The organism is Pandoraea sp. PE-S2T-3, assembly GCF_002179965.1.
Lineage (GTDB): Bacteria > Pseudomonadota > Gammaproteobacteria > Burkholderiales > Burkholderiaceae > Pandoraea.
This window is the reverse complement of record NZ_NGUQ01000033.1, coordinates 84,637-103,010: the sequence shown is the minus strand read 5'-3', so window position 1 is coordinate 103,010 and position 18,374 is coordinate 84,637. Positions and strand designations below refer to the sequence as shown.

General features: G+C 64.1%; 20 protein-coding genes. 10 read left to right on the top strand and 10 right to left on the bottom strand.

Annotation, left to right across the window (positions count from 1 at the left end; translation table 11 throughout):
* Window positions 1–15: 15 nt before the first annotated feature.
* The 3 genes from CDV46_RS19390 to CDV46_RS19380 form a co-directional block, all read right to left on the bottom strand.
* Complete coding sequence (locus CDV46_RS19390; RefSeq protein WP_087688526.1) at window positions 16–1,068, bottom strand: porin; 1,053 nt, start codon at window positions 1,066–1,068, stop codon at window positions 16–18.
* 62 nt (window positions 1,069–1,130) lie between these two features.
* On the bottom strand, window positions 1,131–1,538 hold the full coding sequence (locus CDV46_RS19385) for a PaaI family thioesterase (RefSeq protein WP_087724337.1): 408 nt from the start codon (window positions 1,536–1,538) through the stop codon (window positions 1,131–1,133).
* Entirely contained in the window at window positions 1,535–2,473 is a 939-nt protein-coding gene (locus CDV46_RS19380) for a hydroxymethylglutaryl-CoA lyase (protein WP_087724335.1), read from the bottom strand. Before CDV46_RS19380 ends, CDV46_RS19385 begins: the two co-directional genes overlap by 4 nt.
* Window positions 2,474–2,721: 248 nt before the next feature.
* On the opposite strand from CDV46_RS19380, the gene CDV46_RS19375 reads away from it, so the two are divergent.
* The 7 genes from CDV46_RS19375 to CDV46_RS19345 all read left to right on the top strand — a co-directional run bounded on the left by CDV46_RS19375 (window position 2,722) and on the right by CDV46_RS19345 (window position 10,307).
* The gene (locus tag CDV46_RS19375) at window positions 2,722–3,486 is read left to right on the top strand and encodes an enoyl-CoA hydratase/isomerase family protein (protein WP_087724333.1); all 765 of its coding nucleotides are present in this window, start codon (window positions 2,722–2,724) and stop codon (window positions 3,484–3,486) included.
* Window positions 3,483–4,676, top strand: a complete 1,194-nt coding sequence (locus tag CDV46_RS19370; protein ID WP_249277543.1) for a CaiB/BaiF CoA transferase family protein — start codon at window positions 3,483–3,485, stop codon at window positions 4,674–4,676. The genes CDV46_RS19375 and CDV46_RS19370 overlap by 4 nt, the downstream gene beginning before the upstream one ends.
* 51 nt (window positions 4,677–4,727) lie before the next feature.
* Window positions 4,728–5,513, top strand: coding sequence for an enoyl-CoA hydratase/isomerase family protein (locus tag CDV46_RS19365; RefSeq protein ID WP_087724331.1), 786 nt, complete (start codon window positions 4,728–4,730; stop codon window positions 5,511–5,513).
* Window positions 5,506–7,185 (top strand): AMP-binding protein, encoded by a 1,680-nt coding sequence (locus CDV46_RS19360; protein ID WP_087724329.1) that lies wholly within the window; start codon window positions 5,506–5,508, stop codon window positions 7,183–7,185. Before CDV46_RS19365 ends, CDV46_RS19360 begins: the two co-directional genes overlap by 8 nt.
* Before the next feature lie 48 nt (window positions 7,186–7,233).
* On the top strand, window positions 7,234–8,625 hold the full coding sequence (locus CDV46_RS19355) for an MFS transporter (RefSeq protein ID WP_087724327.1): 1,392 nt from the start codon (window positions 7,234–7,236) through the stop codon (window positions 8,623–8,625).
* A gap of 78 nt (window positions 8,626–8,703) precedes the next feature.
* On the top strand, window positions 8,704–9,258 hold the full coding sequence (locus CDV46_RS19350) for a MarR family winged helix-turn-helix transcriptional regulator (protein WP_087724325.1): 555 nt from the start codon (window positions 8,704–8,706) through the stop codon (window positions 9,256–9,258).
* A gap of 104 nt (window positions 9,259–9,362) precedes the next feature.
* Complete coding sequence (locus CDV46_RS19345; protein WP_087724323.1) at window positions 9,363–10,307, top strand: NAD(P)H-dependent flavin oxidoreductase; 945 nt, start codon at window positions 9,363–9,365, stop codon at window positions 10,305–10,307.
* 10 nt (window positions 10,308–10,317) lie between these two features.
* Here the strand turns inward: CDV46_RS19345 and CDV46_RS19340 are convergent, their stop codons facing one another.
* Genes CDV46_RS19340 through CDV46_RS19315 form a run of 6 tightly spaced genes read right to left on the bottom strand, consistent with a single transcriptional unit; the run spans window position 10,318 to window position 15,189 of the window.
* Window positions 10,318–11,064, bottom strand: a complete 747-nt coding sequence (locus CDV46_RS19340; RefSeq protein WP_087724321.1) for an ABC transporter permease — start codon at window positions 11,062–11,064, stop codon at window positions 10,318–10,320.
* 15 nt (window positions 11,065–11,079) lie between these two features.
* Window positions 11,080–11,832, bottom strand: a complete 753-nt coding sequence (locus tag CDV46_RS19335) for an ABC transporter permease (RefSeq protein ID WP_087724319.1) — start codon at window positions 11,830–11,832, stop codon at window positions 11,080–11,082.
* The gene (locus tag CDV46_RS19330) at window positions 11,829–12,716 is read right to left on the bottom strand and encodes an ABC transporter ATP-binding protein (protein ID WP_369597118.1); all 888 of its coding nucleotides are present in this window, start codon (window positions 12,714–12,716) and stop codon (window positions 11,829–11,831) included. Before CDV46_RS19330 ends, CDV46_RS19335 begins: the two co-directional genes overlap by 4 nt.
* Window positions 12,713–13,699 (bottom strand): ABC transporter substrate-binding protein, encoded by a 987-nt coding sequence (locus CDV46_RS19325; RefSeq protein ID WP_254916126.1) that lies wholly within the window; start codon window positions 13,697–13,699, stop codon window positions 12,713–12,715. The genes CDV46_RS19330 and CDV46_RS19325 overlap by 4 nt, the downstream gene beginning before the upstream one ends.
* 30 nt (window positions 13,700–13,729) lie before the next feature.
* Complete coding sequence (locus CDV46_RS19320) at window positions 13,730–14,194, bottom strand: Dabb family protein (protein WP_087724313.1); 465 nt, start codon at window positions 14,192–14,194, stop codon at window positions 13,730–13,732.
* Window positions 14,191–15,189 carry a helix-turn-helix domain-containing protein gene (locus CDV46_RS19315; RefSeq protein WP_176399122.1) on the bottom strand — a complete coding sequence of 333 codons (999 nt, stop codon included), beginning with the start codon at window positions 15,187–15,189 and terminating at the stop codon, window positions 14,191–14,193. The genes CDV46_RS19320 and CDV46_RS19315 overlap by 4 nt, the downstream gene beginning before the upstream one ends.
* Here CDV46_RS19315 and CDV46_RS19310 point away from each other — a divergent pair.
* On the top strand, window positions 15,188–16,351 hold the full coding sequence (locus CDV46_RS19310) for an enolase C-terminal domain-like protein (protein ID WP_087724309.1): 1,164 nt from the start codon (window positions 15,188–15,190) through the stop codon (window positions 16,349–16,351). The genes CDV46_RS19315 and CDV46_RS19310 overlap by 2 nt on opposite strands.
* A 52-nt stretch (window positions 16,352–16,403) precedes the next feature.
* On the opposite strand, the gene CDV46_RS19305 is transcribed toward CDV46_RS19310, so the two are convergent.
* On the bottom strand, window positions 16,404–17,168 hold the full coding sequence (locus CDV46_RS19305; RefSeq protein ID WP_087724307.1) for a sulfite exporter TauE/SafE family protein: 765 nt from the start codon (window positions 17,166–17,168) through the stop codon (window positions 16,404–16,406).
* 117 nt (window positions 17,169–17,285) lie between these two features.
* Between CDV46_RS19305 and CDV46_RS19300 the strand changes: the two genes are divergently transcribed.
* Together CDV46_RS19300 and CDV46_RS19295 are read left to right on the top strand one after the other, a co-directional pair.
* Complete coding sequence (locus CDV46_RS19300; protein WP_254916125.1) at window positions 17,286–17,588, top strand: winged helix-turn-helix transcriptional regulator; 303 nt, start codon at window positions 17,286–17,288, stop codon at window positions 17,586–17,588.
* A 59-nt stretch (window positions 17,589–17,647) separates the two neighbouring features.
* Window positions 17,648–18,325, top strand: coding sequence for an HAD family hydrolase (locus tag CDV46_RS19295; RefSeq protein ID WP_087724305.1), 678 nt, complete (start codon window positions 17,648–17,650; stop codon window positions 18,323–18,325).
* The last annotated feature ends 49 nt before the right edge of the window (window positions 18,326–18,374 follow it).

Below are 18,374 nucleotides of genomic sequence, written 5' to 3'. Positions count from 1 at the left end.
TTCCTCCAATCTCCGTCAGAACGTATGACGAATGCCGAGCGAGACACCTACCTTGCTGCCGTAGGTGCCTTGCGAGGCGATGAGTGTGTACCGGCCGCTGATGTTGTTGCGGTCGACTTCCAGATACACGTCGGTGCGTTTGCTCAGCTGATAGTCCGCCATGCCGTAGACGGCAGTGCGTTTGCCGCCCGGCTGCGCCTGCCAGTCGACGAAGCCGCCCACGCCGAGGGTGAGTGCGGGGATCGGGTTGTAGCTCAGGCCGAGCAGCATCACGTCGTTGCGCGTTTCCACTTCACTCAACAGGCTGTGCAAATAGCCCGCCGTGGCTCGCCACTGGCCGAACGCCGCACCGGTCGAGAAGCCGTACGTGTTGCGTGACTGCGTGCCGTCGGCCGAGGTCAGGCGCTGGTAGAGCAGCGTGCCGTTGACGCTGCCAGCGGTATAGCCGGCCGTCACGCCCACGCCGGAATTCGCATGCCCGTTGCCGGCCGCGTTGCCGAACGTGTAAGCCGTGCCCAGCGAAAAACCACCCGCATCCAGTGTGTACTTCACCGTGTTGTCGAGCCGGCTGCCGACGTAGTTGCTCGCCACGATCAACGTGTCGAGATTCGGGTTGTTGAATATCTGTGCAGCGCCCATGGCCTGATAGCCCACGCTGTATTGCCGTCCGATCGACAACGCACCATAGCTGCCGCGCAAACCGACGAATGCCTGCCGCCCGAACATCCGGCCGACACCGTTCGACGAGTCTTGCCCGAAGCCGGCGGCTTTGGTGCCTTGCAACGACGTGCCGTCGCCGAGGTTGAAGCCGCTCTCCAGTACGAAGAACGATTCGAGATCCGGGGCGATCTGCTCAGTGCCCTTGATGCCGAAACGAGACCCGGTGAACGACCCCTGCGCGACGCCGAACTGGCGTGAGGCGCTGGCGTTGGCATTGGTTTCGTAGCGAACGGCATTGTCGATCAGGCCGTAAAGCGTGACATCGGCGTGCGCGCTGACAGGGGCGAGCATCAGGGGTGACAGGCAGGCCGCGGCGTACGCGAGGCGGCGTCGTGTTGCGAAAGGCATGAAGGGTGTCTCCGGAATGTTTTAGTTGTGTGGCGTGTTGCGATGCGGGTCAGACGGGGGGGCTACTTGGGTGGTGCGGTACGAACCGCAATGGCAAAAACGGCGCTGGCCGTGGCAAGCCACTGACCGTCGTCGTCCAGCACCTGCGCCTCGCAGAACGCGAGCGTGCGTCCACTGCGCCGCACCTGCGCGTGCGCCGTGATGCGCCTGCGTGCGGGGCGAAGGTAGTTGATCGTCAGGTTGGCGGTGCCGAGGTTGTCGACTGCACCGCTTGCCCGGGTGGCCATGCCCATCGCGGTGTCGAGCAGCGTGGCGATCAGACCGCCGTGGGCGTTGCCATGGCGGTTGGTGTGTCGCGGGAGGACGTCGCAAGTCAGAACGACGCGGCCGTCACCCGCTTCGACCAACGTAAAGCCTTGATCGAGGCAGAACTGCGACTCGATGCGCAGCGGAGCGGCGGGCAGTGTCATTGCGCAGCGGCGACGCTCAGCAGCGGGTTGAGGCCGGTGCGCGCCACGCGGCTGGCGAGTTGCCGGCCAAGCGCTGTCTCGCAGGCTTGCGAGGCGGCCATCATCGCGCTCAGATCGATACCCGTGACTACGCCCATGGTTTCCAGCACGTTGACGAAGTCTTCGGTGCAGACGTTGCCGGTGACGCCGCCGCCGTATTGCACCTTTGCGGGGTGGCCGCCCACGCCGCCGAAGGCTACGTCGAAATGTGTCACCCCTGCGTCAAGCGCCGCGAGGTAATTGACGATGCCGGTGCCGCGCGTGTCGTGGAAGTGGGCAATCGCGTGCACGTCAGGGAAGGCCGCAAGCATCTGCGCGAACAGCGCTTTCGTCGACGCCTGTGTCGCGACACCGATGGTGTCGCCCAGCGTGACGTACTTCACCCCGAGTGCCGCGAAGCGCTCGACGTCTTCCATTACGCGAGCCGGATCGATGGCCCCTTCGAACGGGCAGCCGAAGGCGACCGAGATCGTGCCCACCATCCGGAACTGGCCTCGCGCTGCGGCGGCCATCTCGGCGACGCGCTGCCACTGATCGGCGCGTGACTGTTTCAGATTGCGCTCGGAATGCGCGTCGCTGGCCGAGACGAGCAGGCTGATTTCGTTCACGCCGAAACCGGCGTCGAGATCGGTCAACGCGCGCTCGACGGCGCGCGTGTTCGCACACGTCGCCTTGTAATGCACGCCGTCCACACGCGGCAACTGTGCGAGCAGCGCGCTGGCATCGGCGAACTGCGGGACGACCGCCGGGTTGGAGTAGGACGTGGCTTCCACGCGACGAAAGCCGGCCTTCGCAAACTGATCGATCAACGCACGCTTCGTTTCAGTCGCAACGAATTCGCTCTCATGTTGCAGGCCGTCTCGGGCAAAGCATTCGCACAGGGTGATGTCGGACATGTTCTCGTCGGCGCAACGCGCCAAATCGGGTTCTGATGGCACGCATGAAATCACCTAATGTGATGCAATGTCAAATAATTTATAAATCGATGGACGGTACATAGTTGTTTGTTCGTTTTGTTTTATGGCGTTGTTTGGCAATTCAAGATCGATGGTTGATTATTTTGTTTGACGAAGTCACGTTTAGTGGATTAGGCTGGGCGCCATACCTGAATGACCTTCTGTCGATGAACCCGATGTCCCGATCCATGACCCTTCCCGAATCGTTGCTAGTAGAAGATCGCGGCGCCGTGCGCGTGATCACCATGAACCGTCCCGACAAGCGCAACGCGCTCAATAACGAACTCACGCAGGGTTTGCTCGATGCGTTGCGAGACGCCGACCAGAACCCCGCAGTGGGCGCGATCGTGCTGGCCGGTGCCGGGCAGAGCTTCTGCGCGGGGGCCGACGTCAAGGAATTCGGTGGCTTTGTGGCGGGCGGTACCGATGCTGACGCCGCGCAGTCGGCGCTCAAACGCGCGCACCTGACGACCTCGTTGCACCGCGCGTTCACCGAGATCGGCACGCCGGTCGTCGGCGCAGCGCAGGGCTATGCCATGGGTGGCGGCGCGGGGCTGGCGCTGGCGTGCGACCTGTTGGTCGTTGGCGAGAGCCTCAAGCTCGGTTACCCGGAGCTCAAGCACGGCATCGTGGCGGCCATCGTGATGGCCAATCTGGTGCGGCAAGTTGGGCGCAAGACGGCCTTCGAGCTGGTCTCGACGGGCGACACCGTCGACGCGTCGCGGGCGATGGCGCTCGGCATTGCCAATCGAGTCAGCCCCGATGCCACGCTGGTGGACGACGCGGTGGCGCTCGCGGCGCGACTTGCGGATTACGATCCAGTGGCCATGACTGCCACCAAGCGCTTGTTCCATCGCGTGGTCGACTTGCCGCTTGCGCAGGCGTTTGACGTCTCGCTCGACACGAACATGATGATGCGCAGCTTCCGCAAGCCGGCGCCGAAGCAGTCATGAGCGGCCCGATGAAACCGCTCGCGGGCGTCACCATTCTCGAACTGGCGCGCGTGCTGGCCTGCCCGTTCGCGGACATGATCCTGGCGGAGCTCGGGGCCACGGTCATCAAGATCGAACAGCCGGGCAGCGGCGACGAGACGCGAACCTTCGAGCCGAAAGTCGGCGACGAGTCGGCGTACTACTTCGCGTGCAATCGCAGCAAGCAATCGGTCACGGCCAACATGAAGACCGAGGCGGGACGCCAGATCATCCGCGATCTCGCTGCGCGTGCCGACATCGTGCTCGAGAACTTTCCCGTGGGCACGCTGGCGCGCTACGGCCTCGATCAGGCAACGCTGCGCGCCGCGCATCCCAAACTGATTTACGTCTCGTGTACCGGCTTCGGGCAGACCGGCCCGTATGCGAAACGCAAGGGCTACGACACCGTCTTTCAGGCGATGGGCGGGCTGATGAGTCTGACGGGCGAGCGTGGCGGCGGCCCGGTCAAGCCGGGGCTGCCAATTGCCGATCTGTCGTCGGGATTGTGGATCGCGATTGCGATTCTGAGCGCGTTGCAAGGCCGCACGCAGACGGGCACAGGCTGTCACGTCGACTTCTCGATGCTCGACGGTCAGGTCAGTCTGCTCACGCTGGCTGCCGGCCGCTACTTCGCATTGGGCGAAGTGCCGCCGCGTCTGGGGACCGAGCACCCGGGGCGTGTGCCGTCGGCAACGTTCGCGTGCAGCGACGGGGCTTACGTGCATATCACCTGTAGCGATCAGCACTGGCTGCCATTGTGTGAGCTGCTCGGGCTGGACGAACTGGGTGCCGATTCGACGCTGGCAACCAATGCGGGCCGCGTCGAGCATCGCGAACGCGTCATGGCGGCGCTGAGTGAGGCTATCGCCGGGCGAGCGCGCCGCGAACTGTGCGATGCCTGCGACGCCGCCGGTGTGCCCGCTGGCCCGATTCAGCATGTCGACGAGGTGCTGGCCGACCCGCACGTGCTGGCGCGCGGCATGGTGGGCGAGTTCGATCACCCGACCGTGGGCAAATTCGGTGCGCTGCCGGTGCCCTTCAAATTCGATGGATTCGCCGATCCGGAAGTCGGCCGCCCGCCGCTGCTGGGGGAGCACACCGAGCCGGTGCTTGCCGGACTTGGCTACACACCCGAGAAAATCGCGGGGCTGCGCCGTGACGGCGCGATCTGAATTCGCCATTTCGTTTGACTATCGCCACGCGCGAACAGGGAAGCAACACGTATGAAAGTTTGGGAGACATTGCAGGTCGAGCGCAGCGACGCGGTTGTCGAGATCGTGCTTAACCGGCCGCAGCAGCGCAACGCGCTCAATGCCGTCATGTGCGACGAGTTGCGCGAGTGCGTGCAGGCGCTGCGCGACGATGCCACGGTGCACTGCGTGATCGTGCGTGCCAACGGACCGGTGTTCTGTGCGGGCGCCGATTTGAAAGAGCGTCAGGGGATGGGGCCGGACGAGGTGCGCGCGCGCCGCGTCAAGGCGTTCGCAGCCTATGACGCGATCGAGCAGATCGGCAAGCCGTGCATCGCACTAGTGGAAGGTCCGGCCATCGGATCGGGCGGCGAGATCGCCATGGCTTGCGACTTCATCGTCGCCACCGAGGCTGCGGCATTCCGCACCCCTGAAGCGCTGTGGGGCACGGTAGGCGCGACGCAGCGCATGCCCCGTGCCGTGGGCAAGCGTCTCGCGAAGGACATGGCATTCACCGGGCGCGCGCTCGGCGCGCAAGAGGCTCGCGAGGCCGGTCTCGTGGCTCGCGTTGTCCCGGCGGACGAGGCGCTTGAGTGCGTGCGCGGCATGGCGCAAGCGATTGCCGGGGCCCCGCCGTTGGCCATGCATCTGACCAAGGATTGCATCGACCGGGGCGTCGAGACGGACGCGGCCGGCGCGCTGGCGATCGAACTGCTCGCAATCGACACGCTGCTGCAAAGCCCGGACTGGGGCAAGAAGATTGCGAGCTTCGGCAGTGTCGCTGGCAATGGTGAAAAGACGGGAGGCCGCCATGCATGAGCCTCAAAGCGGCGCAGGGCACGAGGTTTACGCGCGCCAGTTTGGACTGGAGGGACCGGTCACGTTGCCGAATGTGCTTGCCGACCGGGCGCGCCTGACGCCTGCGGCTGAGGCGTTGGTCATCGATGGCGAGCGCATCGATTACCGCACGCTCGCGCAACGCGTGGAGCAGGCGGCTGCCCGCATGGTCGGGCTGGGCATCGGCCACGGCGAACACGTGGGCATTCTGATGGGCAACTCGGTGGATTGGGTGGTGCTGTTCTACGCGGCGGCGTCGATTGGCGCGGTCGCGGTGCCCGTCAATACGCGTTTCAAATCCGATGAGCTGAATTACTGCCTGAATCAAGGCGACGTGCGCGTGCTGTTCTACGTCGACACGTTCCTGAATATCGATTACACGCAACTGCTGCGCGGCGTAGAACCCGGCTTTGACAGCCAGTTGCCGGGCACTGTGCTGCCGTTGCTGCGACGTGCCGTGATGGTGGGCGACGGTAAGAACAGTGCGCGCGAGCTGCCCGCCGGTGTCGAGCATTTCGACGCGCTGCCCGATACACCGGTGCTGCGTGCCGAGGCTGCGCGTCGTGCCGCAGCGGTAGATCCCGACGATGTCTTGCTGATTCAGTACACCTCGGGCACCACGTCGTTCCCGAAGGGCGTGCTGCTGCGCCATCGCAACATGTTGATGAACGCCGCCGCGTCGGCCTTGCGGATCGGCGTGCAGTCTGACGACCGGTATTTCAGCGTTCGCCCGTTCTTCCATGTGGCGGGCACCACGATGTCACTGCTGGTCTCGCTCGTGACCGGGGCTTGTCTGCTGTCGGTGCCGTCGTTCGACGTAGCGCGCGTGCTGACCATTCTCGATGAGGAGCGCTGCACGCTCACGTCAGGCAACGACACGATTTTCCTGATGATGATGGGGCACCCCGAATTCCGGCGCGAGCGCATTCATCTGCGCGGCGGCTGGGCGGCAGCAGGCCCCGAGATCATGCAGAAGATTCACGACGTGATGGGTGTGCCGTACATGGTCGGCGCCTACGGGCAGTCGGAAGCCTCGCCCAACGTGGTGCTCAACGACTGGCGCGACCCGCTGGCGCTGCGCGTCGGTGGCTGGGCGAGCCCGCATCCGGGTGTCGAGATCCGCACGGTGTCGGCGGAAACCGGCGAGGTCACCGCTGCCAACGCGCCGGGCGAGATTCAGGTGCGCGGTTGGGGCGTGATGAAGGGCTACTACAACAAGCCGAAGGAGACCGCGCAAGCGCTGGGCGACGACGGCTGGTTGCGCACGGGCGATCTCGGCGTCATCGACGACGAAGGGCGGCTGCGCATGATCGGGCGGCTCAAGGATGTCTTCCGTGTCGGGGGTGAGAACGTCGCACCGGCCGAAGTGGAAGAGACGCTGTTCACGCATCCCGCCGTGCAACTCGCCCAAGTGGTCGGCGTGCCCGACGCGCGGCTCGGCGAAGTGCCCGCGGCGTTCGTTGTGCTGCGCCCGGGCGCAGAGGTCACGAGCGAGGCGCTGATCGACTGGTGCAAGTCGCGCGCCGCCAATTTCAAGGTGCCCCGTTACCTGTGCTTCGTCGACTCGTTCGACGGCATCGGCATGACGGGAAGCTCGAAAGTGCAGAAGAACAAGCTGCGCGAGTACGCCATACGGGAGTTCGGTTTGTCCTGATGCCAGAGAGCATCTGAGCCGGCTCATCAAAACAATATTGGAGGAGACATGACTTCATCTACGACGACGGCTTCACAGCCGTTCGCCGCCGCGGCGCACGCCGCCGTGCCGGGCATACAGGGTGTGGAGGAGGCGACGTATCGCAAGATCGCGTGGCGCATTCTGCCGTTGCTGTTCGTTTGCTACATCATCAACTACATCGATCGCGCCAATATCGGCATCGCGCAGATTCAGTTCAAGGCGGATCTGCATTTCAGCGATCTGGTCTACGGCATCGGCGCCGGGCTGTTTTTTGTCGGCTTCCTGCTCTTCGAGGTGCCGAGCAATCTGATGCTCGCCCGTATGGGTGCCCGCAAGACGCTGTTGCGCATCATGACGCTGTGGGGCGCGGTCTCGTGCGCGATGATGTTCGTGCGCACGCCCATGGAGTTCTACGTCGCGCGCATGCTGCTTGGTGCGGCCGAGGCGGGTTTCTTTCCCGGCCTGATCCTGTATCTGAGCTATTGGTTTCCGGCGGAACGCCGGGCGCGCGTAACGGCCTTGTCGTTCGTCGCCATTCCGATTGCCACGATGATCGGTGCGCCGACCTCGGGCTGGATCATGCGCCAGTTTCACGAAGTGCACGGTCTCGCTGGGTGGCAGTGGATGTTTCTGCTCGAAGGGTTGCCGGCCATTGCGCTGGGCATCGTGGTGTTCTTCAGTCTGGAAGACCGCCCGGAATCGGCCAAATGGCTCACGGCCGATGAGAAGGCGAGACTCACGCAGGCATTGAGCGTTGAGCGTGCACAGAAAGCAGGGAAGGCCGCGCACGGCCACGGGAAAGGCGGCACGCTGGCAGCACTCGGCGACTGGCGGGTCTATGTGGCGGGGCTCGTCTCGTTCTGCGCGTATGTGCTGGCCAGCACCATTGCGTTCTTTGCGCCGGTGGTGATTCAGGCCACGGGCGTGCGCGATACCTTTCACGTCGGGCTGCTGTCGGCGCTGCCGCCGGTCGTCGGTATCGTCGCGATGCTGATCGTGAGCCGTCATTCCGACCGCCATCGCGAGCGTCGCTGGCACGCGGCGCTGCCGTTGATGTGTGCGGCCGTCAGCCTGATGGTCATGCCTTATATGTCGCACAACCTCGTGCTGGCGGTGCTGTTGCTGGCGATTGCCACGGCAGGGCATTTGTCGAGCCTGTCGGTGTTCTGGACCATTCCGTCGACGTATCTCGCCCCGGCGAGTGCCGCTGCCGGGATCGCCGTGGTGAGCAGCATCGGCGCGCTGGGCGGGTTGGTGGGGCCCAGCGTCATCGGCTATATCAAATCGGTCACGGGCAATCTGGCGTTGGGGTTGCAGGTGGCGGGCTGCATCGTGCTCTTCGGTGGCTTTTTGCTGCTGATAGGGATTCCCGCGCGGTTGTTGCCTAAGACTGGCGCGGGCGGTGCAGGCCGCGCGTAACGTGAAATCGAGCGCACCCGTGCCTGCATTCGTGCTCGCACCGGTGCGCGTTTGACCGGGCATTGGCGAGGCGATAGCATGACGCCATCCCAATCCCGGCGCTCCCGTCACATGCCCAAGTCCAACCCCAAGCCTTCGGGCTCACCCGAACCGGTGAACGCAGCACCTTCCGACTTGCGGCAGCTCACGTCGTTTCAGTTGCGTCAACTGACGAACATCTACACGAAGGGATCGTCGAGCGTCTACGAGCGAAACTTCGGTCTGACGCTTAACGAGTGGCGCTCCATCGCGCTGCTGCACAGCATTTCCGGCATGTCGCTCAATCGGCTCGCCGAGCAAGCCCAATTCGACCGAGGGTTGATGAGCCGCACCGTCACGACGCTCGAATCCCGTGGCATTCTCCAGCGCAGCACCGACAGTTCGGATGCGCGCGGTGTGGTGATCTCGCTCACGCCGCATGGCCGCGATCTCGTCAAACAAGTCTTTCCCGTCGCCGAAGAGCTCAATGAGCGGCTGCTGTCGGTGCTCACGCGCGCCGAGCGTGATGCTTTGCCTAAAATACTTGATAAACTCACCTATCAGGCGAGAATCATGCTGGATCAAGAGCGGGAAGAGGCGGGAGATGGCGAATAATCCGTCGAAATCATTGCTGTAATTTATTTGACTTTGTCTCCTATGTCCCTTAGATTGACGTGCATCGTCAATGCGCGCTCGCGCGGCAATTCCAGGGACTCTTCATGCTTCAGACCCGACTCACCCGCCTGCTGAACATTCGCTATCCCATCATTCAGGCCGGGATGAGCTGGGCCTCGTCAAATGCCGCGCTGCCCGCTGCGGTGTCGAAGGCCGGTGGCCTCGGGGTGATTGCCGCCGGGCCGATGTACCTTGATGCGTTTCGCGCGACCGTGCGCGAAGTCAAAGCCGCGACCAACGGTGCGTTCGCCGTCAACATTCCGCTTTATCGTCCGCAAGCCGAGCTATTTCTCGGCGTGATCGAAGAAGAGGGCGTGCCGGTGGTCATCGCCTCGCAAGGGGGACCGAAAGCACATCTGGCGCGTTTTCACGCGCGTGGCGTGCGATGGATTCACGTGGTTTCGACGATGGCGCACGCCCGCAAGGCAGCGGATGCCGGCGTCGATGCGCTTGTTGTTGTCGGCGCGGAAGCGGGTGGGCACCCCCCCGCTAACGGCGTCAGCACGTTGGTGGCCGTGCGTCGCGCGGTGCAGGAATTCGACCTGCCGATCGTGGCGGGTGGGGGTGTCGCCGATGGTTATGGTGTGGCGGCGCTGCTGGCGCTCGGTGCCGATGCCGTGCAGTTGGGGACGCGCTTTCTGGCAACCCGCGAGGCCGGTGTCCACGAGAACTACAAGCGTGCAGTGCTCGAAACCGAGATTGATGCCACCGCGCTCGTCGGCGTGCGTGGCTTGCCGGTGCGCATGACGCGCAATCGTTTTGCCGAGCGCGTGCTGCAAGCCGACCGTGACGAACCGGATGCCGACGCCTACGACGCTCTGTTCAAATCCAGCTCGCTCAAGCAGGCGGCGCTCGATGGCGACATCGACTGGGGGAAGGTGGAACTCGGGCAGTCGGCCGGACTCATCGACGATCTGCCAGGTGCGGCCGACGTCATGGCCCGGCTGGTGGAAGAATACGAAGCGGCCGCGCGTCGGATTGCCGGTTGAACGACGCGGCTCAGGCGCCGAGGGCGCGGTAGCGCCGGCTCAATGCCGAGAGCAGCGCATTGCCCGCCAGCGCGAACAGCATCAGAAACAGTGCGACGGCCATGATCGTATCGATATTGCCCAGATTCATCGCATTCGATAGCTGATGACCGAGCCCCTTTTGCGAGGCGAACATCTCGCCGATCAACACGCCGAGCAGCGACAGCGAGAATCCCAGCCGCACGCCCGACAACACTTCGGGCAGTACGGCGGGCAGCACGACACGCAGTGCAATCTGGCGGCGCGACAGATGCATCGCGTGGGCCGCGCGAAAATACACAGGCTTGATCTGCCGGATGCCGTTCATCGTGAAGATGAGGATCGGGATCAAGCCGTGCATCACCCCGAAGGCCACCTTGGCCGCGAGCCCCAGACCGAAGATCAGCAGCACCAGCGGATACAGCGTCACCTTCGGCAGCGAATACAGGTTGATAAGAATCGGCTCGGCCACGTTGGCGGCGAGGCGATTCGCCCCCAGCCCCAGTCCTAAGGCGATGCCGCCCGCGACGGCGATCACCAGTGCGTAGATCAGCGCGAGGCCAGTCTCCGCCGCATCGTCCCAGAACGACGCCGTGCCCATCATCTGCCAGAGCCCTTGCACCGTGGCCGAGGGGGAACTGAGTGCTGCGCCGTTGAGCCAGTGCACCCCTTGCCACACGCCAATCAAAACGAGCAGGACGGCCAGTGTGCCGAGCGGGTTGGGTTTTTTCGTTTCCATGCGAATCGGTGCCGATCAGCGGCGGCTGCGCGCCTGAAAGCGCGCATCGACGTGGTTGAGTACGCCGTTGACCAACGTCACCGTGATCAGTACCGTGAGCATCAGGGCGTACATGTCGGCATTCTCGAAATTGTTATACGCGTAGCTGATGGCGTAACCGATGCCCGAGCCCGACAGGATGAACTCGGACGCGATCACACCAATGAAGGCGTGTGATACCGCGAGGCGCACGCCGCTAAACAGATGGGGCAGGGCCGCTGGAAATTTCACGTGCCAGACGGCCTGCCAGCGCGAGAGTCGCATCACGCGGGCCGTTTTTGAAAACGAGCGAGGGATGCGATCGAGTCCGGTCATGGTTGCCGTAATCATCGAGACCACGGCCAGCAAGGTGGCGATGGCGATGATCGGCAGCGCGCCGACGCCGAACAGCACGATGAACACGGGATAGAACGCGAACGTCGGCACCGCGTAATAGCTGGCGATCAGGGGCTCCAGTGCGCGGCGTACGCCCGGCAACGTGTGAATGACGAGTCCGGCGGCAAAGCCAAACCCCACGGCGCAAACCGAGGCGACGGCGATGCTGGCGAAGCTCGTGAGGATGTCGTGCGTAAAGCGCCCCTCACGCAGCACGTCGATGGCGTGCGCCGCCATTGCGCTCGGGGCGATCATGACCGATGCCGGGATCGTGCCGAGACGGCACAGGGCTTCGACAAGCAGTACTAGCCCGGCGACGATGCCGGTGCGGATGAGACGTTCAGTGCGAATCATGAGAATGTATTCGGGCGCTCTCCGTCCTGCATCGCTTTGAGCGACTCGGCGCGCAGCGTCTCCCACAGGCGCGCTGTGATTTCGCCGAAGCGCGGCGTGGTGACAACCCGGCTGTCGCGTTGCGGCGCCCAGCCGGTGTCGATGACGTCGATAAAGCGCCCGGGGCGAGCGGACATGACGCCGACGCGATCCGACAGCACGGCTGCCTCATCGAGCGCGTGCGTAATCAACAGCACGGTGGCAGACGTTTCCCGCCACAGTCGAAGCAATTCGTCGCCCATGAGCATGCGGGTCTGTTGATCGAGCGCGCCAAACGGCTCGTCGAGCAGAATCAGGCGCGGGGCAATGACGAGCGTGCGCGCGATGCACATGCGTTGACGCATGCCGCCCGAAAGCTGAGCGGGATACGCATTCGCAAAGTCGCGCAATCCCATGAAACCGAGCGCATAGCCGACGCGGCGTGCCACCTCGGCACCGTCGATGCCTGCCATGCGCAGGCCGAAGCCGATGTTCTCGCGCACGGTCAGCCACGGAAACGACGCATCTTCCTGAAACACCACGCCGACGCCGTCGGGCACGCCATTCACCGGCTGCCCTTCGAAATGCACGGTGCCGGATGTCGGCTTCGCCAGCCCGGCAATCAGTTCGAGCAACGTCGATTTGCCGCAGCCGGAAGGCCCCACGACCGAAAAGAACTCGCCTTTGCGCAGCGTCAGATCGACGGGGCCGAGCGCCTGCATCCGCGTCTTTCTGGCCGTTTTTTGGTCGGGCGTGTCGAAGTCCTTCGTCACGCCTGCCAGCACGGCGTGCGGTTCATGGCTCGCATGCGGTGTCGCGACGCCGTCCACCAGATGCAGATGCGGGCCCGGGTGCGGCGAAGTCATAGCTGGCCCTTCGCGTGAATATCGACCGGCAGGAAGCGCGAATCGATCAGCTTCGGCCAGTCGACATCGTCTTTGATTTCGCCGATGAGCTTGAGCCCGCTGGCGACACGATCGAGCTCGGCGCGGTCGAATTGACCCTGACTCCACATGTGCGAGCGCACCATGTTGTCGACGGCCTCTTTCGCAACGTCCGGCGAGAGTTTGAATTGCGCCGCAAGCAGTTTTGCCGCGGCGGACGGATTGGCATACGTGGCATCCACCCCGGCACGGCGGCCAGCGATGATCGCGCGCAGCGTTTCCGGGTGCGATTGAGCAAACGCGCGCGTGGTGATGCCCACGGAGGTCGTCATCGGCTTGAGCACGTCGCCCGCACGGTAGAGCGTTCGATATTGCGATTTGCGCAGGATCGACAGCGGTTCGATCGCGACGGCACCCGCCACTGCGCCCTGTTCGAGCATGGTCATGCCATTGACGTAGCCACCAGAGGCCACGCGTGTGATCTTCGAGGCGTCGATGCCTTTTTCGCGCAACACCATGAGGAAGAGCATTTCAGACACGCTTTTCGGCGAAGTGATGGCCACCTTCTTGCCGACGAGGTCGTTCAGCGAGTGGATGGCGCTGTCCGGCATTGTGACCATCGACGCCTCGGCCACGCTGCGCGTGCCGACGTTCACGATCACGATGTCGAGCCCCTGGCGCGCTGCGGCGAGTGCGGCCGACACGGCAACTTCACCGTAAGGGGTCTTGCTCGCGAGGATGTTGCGCACCGTGGTGCCGCCGCCGCCCGAGCTGAGAATGCCGGTGATGTCGACCCCGGCCTTCTTGAACAGACCGCCGTCCATGGCCACCGCGTAGGGCAGGCCGTACAGGCTGCTGCCCCATTGGGTGACGGAAATCTCTTCGGCGTGGGCGGCACGCGAAGCCGGCAGAAGGAGGGCGCCCGCCAATGCAAACAGGTGAGCGAGTTGGAACAGCCTTTTCATCATCTACTCCGGGTCAAACCAGCCGGCGCATCACCGCGCGCCGGGAAAAAAGTCAAAGACGAGTGCGCCTTGTGGCGCAAGCATCGGGCCAATGGCCGCCTTGAAGGCGTGATGGACGGGGTCGTAACAGGCCGTGTCAAGCACGATCGGCTCCCCGACATAGAAGTTGCGATCGCCTTCGGAATCGAATGTCATGACAAACGCATGTTCGAATCCGAGCGCATTGCCTTCTCCGCTCGCCTGCCGGCCGTATTCGATGCTGCGAATATAGGGCCGCGCGTCGCGCTGGCAATCGTCCTGCAAGCGCAGAAAGCGCTCAATCATACCTTCACGCTCGCTTGCCGGTACGTCGTTCGCAAAGCGCAGCAACACAATATGCCGCAACAAACCCGGCCCGTAGTCGCGCGCGGTAAAGGCTTTCGTACCGATTTGTGCGCAACGGTGTGCGAGGCGCTCGGCGGCTGGCAGGGCAGGGTGTTCTGCGGGTGCATTCATCGTAGGAGTCCGTTCGGGCGGGGGTGGGCGTCCAGTATCGCGCTCGCCTGCCAAGACGGATTGTAGAAATGCGCACCGCCGGCAAGCGCCGCGCGGCGCAATTGCGACGGGGTTTGACACGTCAGCGCCCGGAATTCATGGACTTGCTGTGCCTGATCGACATAGCCCGCATCGAGCAACTGCGTGAGCGTGTGAGAGTGCGGGGCGAGCAACAATTCGCGCAGGGAGCGGCGCAGTCGCGCCAGACGCCGAAACCGCACGGGCGATGCCCCGGTCATTTGCCGGAAACGTATTTCCAGTTGTCGGCGGCCGAGGTTCGTCACGGCGCACAGGTCTTCGATGCGCGTCTGGCCGCCGTGAAGTTGCGCAATCGCCGGGCGGATGTCGCGGCCCGGTAGGTGGGACCGCTGCCGTTTCAGAAAGAAGGCGTCAAGCAGCGAGGCCCGTGCGTCGAACGTCGCGGCGCGGGCCATGCGCTCGTGCAGTTCCTTGACGGCGGTACCCCACAGGTCTGCGGCGTCGATGAACGTGTCGGCAAAGTCGCCGACGGGGACATCGGTCAGCGACGGAATTTCGCCAGATATCACGCGCACGGCGATGAAGTCGAGGGCCACCGGTGCGTCGAGCGTGACCGGCGCGCCTCGCAGGCAGGTGATGTGCGCGCGGGGCAGGCGAGCGCCCGATTGTGCGGCGAAGGGTTCGCCGAAGTGGAAGAAGATCTCCATGCCGCCCGGCCCGGGTATAAGCGGCATGAGTTGCACAGCAGGTGCCGCAGGCGTGCCGGGCGTACCGCAAGCGTCCCATCCCCAGTAGCGGTCGATGGTGGACTGTAGCGCCGCAGCGGGGCGTTGATGCGTGATGCGCAGGGAGGCGCGCGTGGCGTTGGTCTGCATGTTCTCGCGTTCGTCGTTAGTATTGACGGCAAATTGAGACGGGCAGGTGCATGCAGCCCCATTGCCCGGCACGTCGTTTTTCGACACTACGAGGTTGTCCATGCGCATCACGGCGATTCGCGAGCACACCATCCCCGTTTCCCGGTACGCCGACCCAGCCATTGCCTCGGGCGGTTTGACGACGAGTCTGGTCGCCGTCACGACTGACGCAGTACGCGATGGCAAACCGGTGATCGGCTACGGCTATGCGTCCATCGGACGTTTCGGGCAGGGCGGATTGATTCGCGAACGATTTGCCCCGCGTCTGTTGGCGGCCCGAGACAGTGAACTTGCCGACGACAACGGCGGCAACTTGGACCCGTTGCGGGCATGGGACGTGATGATGGCCGGCGAGAAGCCCGGCGGTCATGGCGAGCGATGCGTCGCCGTGGGTACGCTGGACATGGCGATCTGGGATGCCGCGGCGAAGATCGCAGACTTGCCGCTTTATCGCTTTCTCGCCGACAAGCTGGGCCGGGAAGTGCCGCACGCGCCCCGCGTGGCCGTCTATGCGGGTGGCGGTTATCAGTATCCGCATGATGATCTGGCGCGCTTGTCCGACGAGATAAAGCGCTGTGTGGATCTCGGCTTTACGCACGCGAAGATCAAGATCGCCAGCGCGCCGCTGGATCAGGATCTGCGCCGTATCGAAGCGGCGGCACGTCAACTGGCGGGCGCAAATCATCTGGCCATCGACGCCATGAACCGGTTCGATCTTGAGGCCGGACTGACTGCCGCCAGAGCGCTCGCCGGGTACGGACTCCACTGGTTCGAGGACATTTGCGACCCGCTCGACTTCGCGACGCAAACCGACATTGCGGCGACGTACGGCGGCGCGATTGCGGCTGGCGAGGCGCTGTTCTCGCAGGCTGAGGCACGACTGCTCGCACGCCACGGCGGGCTGAGTCCGGCCCGCGACGTGCTCGTGTTCGACCCCGTGCATTGCTATGGCGTGCCCGGCTATCTGCGGATTCTCGAGACGATGACGGCGGCCGGCTGGGCGCGCAGCGCATTCTGGCCGCATGGGGGCCATCTGTTCTCGCTGCACCTTTGCGCAGCACTCGGGCTGGGTGGCGCGGAGGTCACGCCGTTTGCTTTCGCACCGTTCTGCGGATTGGCCGAGGGCTTGCAAGTGACGCAGGGGCATACCGGCGTGCCACAAGCGCCCGGCATCGGGTTCGAGACGAATCCTGCGATCTGTCGAGCTTTTCAGGCGCTGCATTGAGATGACCTGACCGTATCGTCATCGGTTTCGCGTAACGCGTGGGCGCTTGACGTCAATGCCATGACGAAGGCCCGTAAGTCCGCACGAAGAATACGAGCGTGACGCAGTACGTCAGCAGCAGGGTGCCTGCGCGGATGACATGCGATGGGGCGCGGCGTCCGGCGTGGGCGCCGAGATAGCCGCCGATGGTCGCGGCAATCAGCATCGTGATCGTCTCGGGCCATTGCACGGCGTGTGCGCCGATGAAGATAGAAACCGCACTCGCGTTGGCGACCGTCACGAGCAGCGTGCGAAGCGCGTTCAGGCCCTTGATGTCGCGCCCGTCGAGCAGCCCCCAGACGGCCACCATCATGATGCCCACCGCGCCGCCGAAGTAGCCGCCGTAGATGCCCAGCAGGAACTGGATAGCCAGCACTGCATACGCGTGAATGGTCCAACGTCCGCGCAACGCTTCACCGATTCGCCGGCCGAAGGTCAGTGCAAGGCTGGCAAGGAGCAGCAACCACGGCAGCGCAAACGAGAACGCCTGCGACGACGTGTGCAGCAGCAATCCGGCGCCCGCGAATCCGCCCAATAGGGTGGTAATCAGCAGGGCGCGCATCGACACCTGCCCAATCGGGCTGATGTCATGGCGGTACACCCAGGCGCTGGCGACGCCGCTGGGGAACAGCGCGACGGTGCTGGAAGCATTCGCCTGCACAGGAGGCACGCCGACCGCGATCAGCGCGGGCAGGCTCACGAACGAACCGCCGCCCGCCAGCGCGTTCATGGCGCCGGCCAGCAAGCCCGCGCCGGGAATAAGAACCAGTGATTGCATGGAGATGTCCATGGCTTGCAACAATTGACAGCTTAGGCATGACGCTTTACTTTGTAAAGCATGACGACGCCAAAAATCGGACAATCCGTACGCGGATCGAAGTCGGGCCGACCCATCATGGTCGTGCTCGATTTGCTGGGACGGCGCACTGCGTTGCGAATCCTGTGGGAGCTGCGCGGTGCGCCGATGACGTTTCGGGCGCTGCAAGAGGCGTGCGAGACGAATGCGCGTTTGCTCAATACCCGGCTGACGGAATTGAAAGCGACCGGGCTGGTCGAGCACGCTGAAGGCGGGTATCGCATGACCGACGAGGGCCGCCGGCTGGAGGCGGCGCTACAGCCGCTGCTGGGCTGGGCGAAACAATGGGCCACGCGGGACCCGTCCGGGTTCGACGCAGCCGACCACGAAAAATCCGACTGATGCCGTGATCCCCATCACGCCGCTTCACGACACATCACTTCAAGACAACGACACGACGTATGCCGACGCAAGCTATCCGGGCTGTGATTTTCGATTTCGATCTGACGCTGGCCGACTCCTCCGAGGCCATTGTCGAATGCACGCAATACGCGCTGACGCGTCTCGAATGCGAGATGGCGACACCGGCGCAGATTCGCGGCGTGATCGGGCTGCCGCTGCCGATCATGTTTCACACGCTGAGCGGGGATGAAGATGCCGCCCGCGCGGAGGCGTTCGTGCGGTTATTCGTGTCGCGCGCGGACGAGATCATGGTGCAATCGACGCGCATCTATCCGGAAGTCCCCGGCTTGCTGGCGGCGCTGCGCGAACAGGGGCTCGCGGTCGCGATCGTTTCGACCAAGTTCCGCCACCGGATCGATGCCATTCTCACGCGGGCCGGACTGCGCTCGCAGGTCGACGTGATCGTCGGCGGAGACGACGTGCAGCGCCACAAGCCGGACCCTGAGGGGATCGCGCAGGCGCTGGGCCATCTGGGCCTTGTGGCGGCGCAGGCGATCTACGTCGGCGATCACGCGGTCGATGCGCAAGCGGCCGAGGGGGCGGGCACCGGGTTTATCGGCATGGTGAGCGGGACCACTTCGTTTGAAGCGTGGTCCGCTGCCGGAAAAATGGCGGTGACGCGTCACGTGGGTGAAGTGGCTGATCTCCTCGCGGGCAAGGCGTCGGCACATCGCTAACGGCTGGGGCGTGCGCCGAAGTTATAAAATCCGTCTATCCCACGCCATT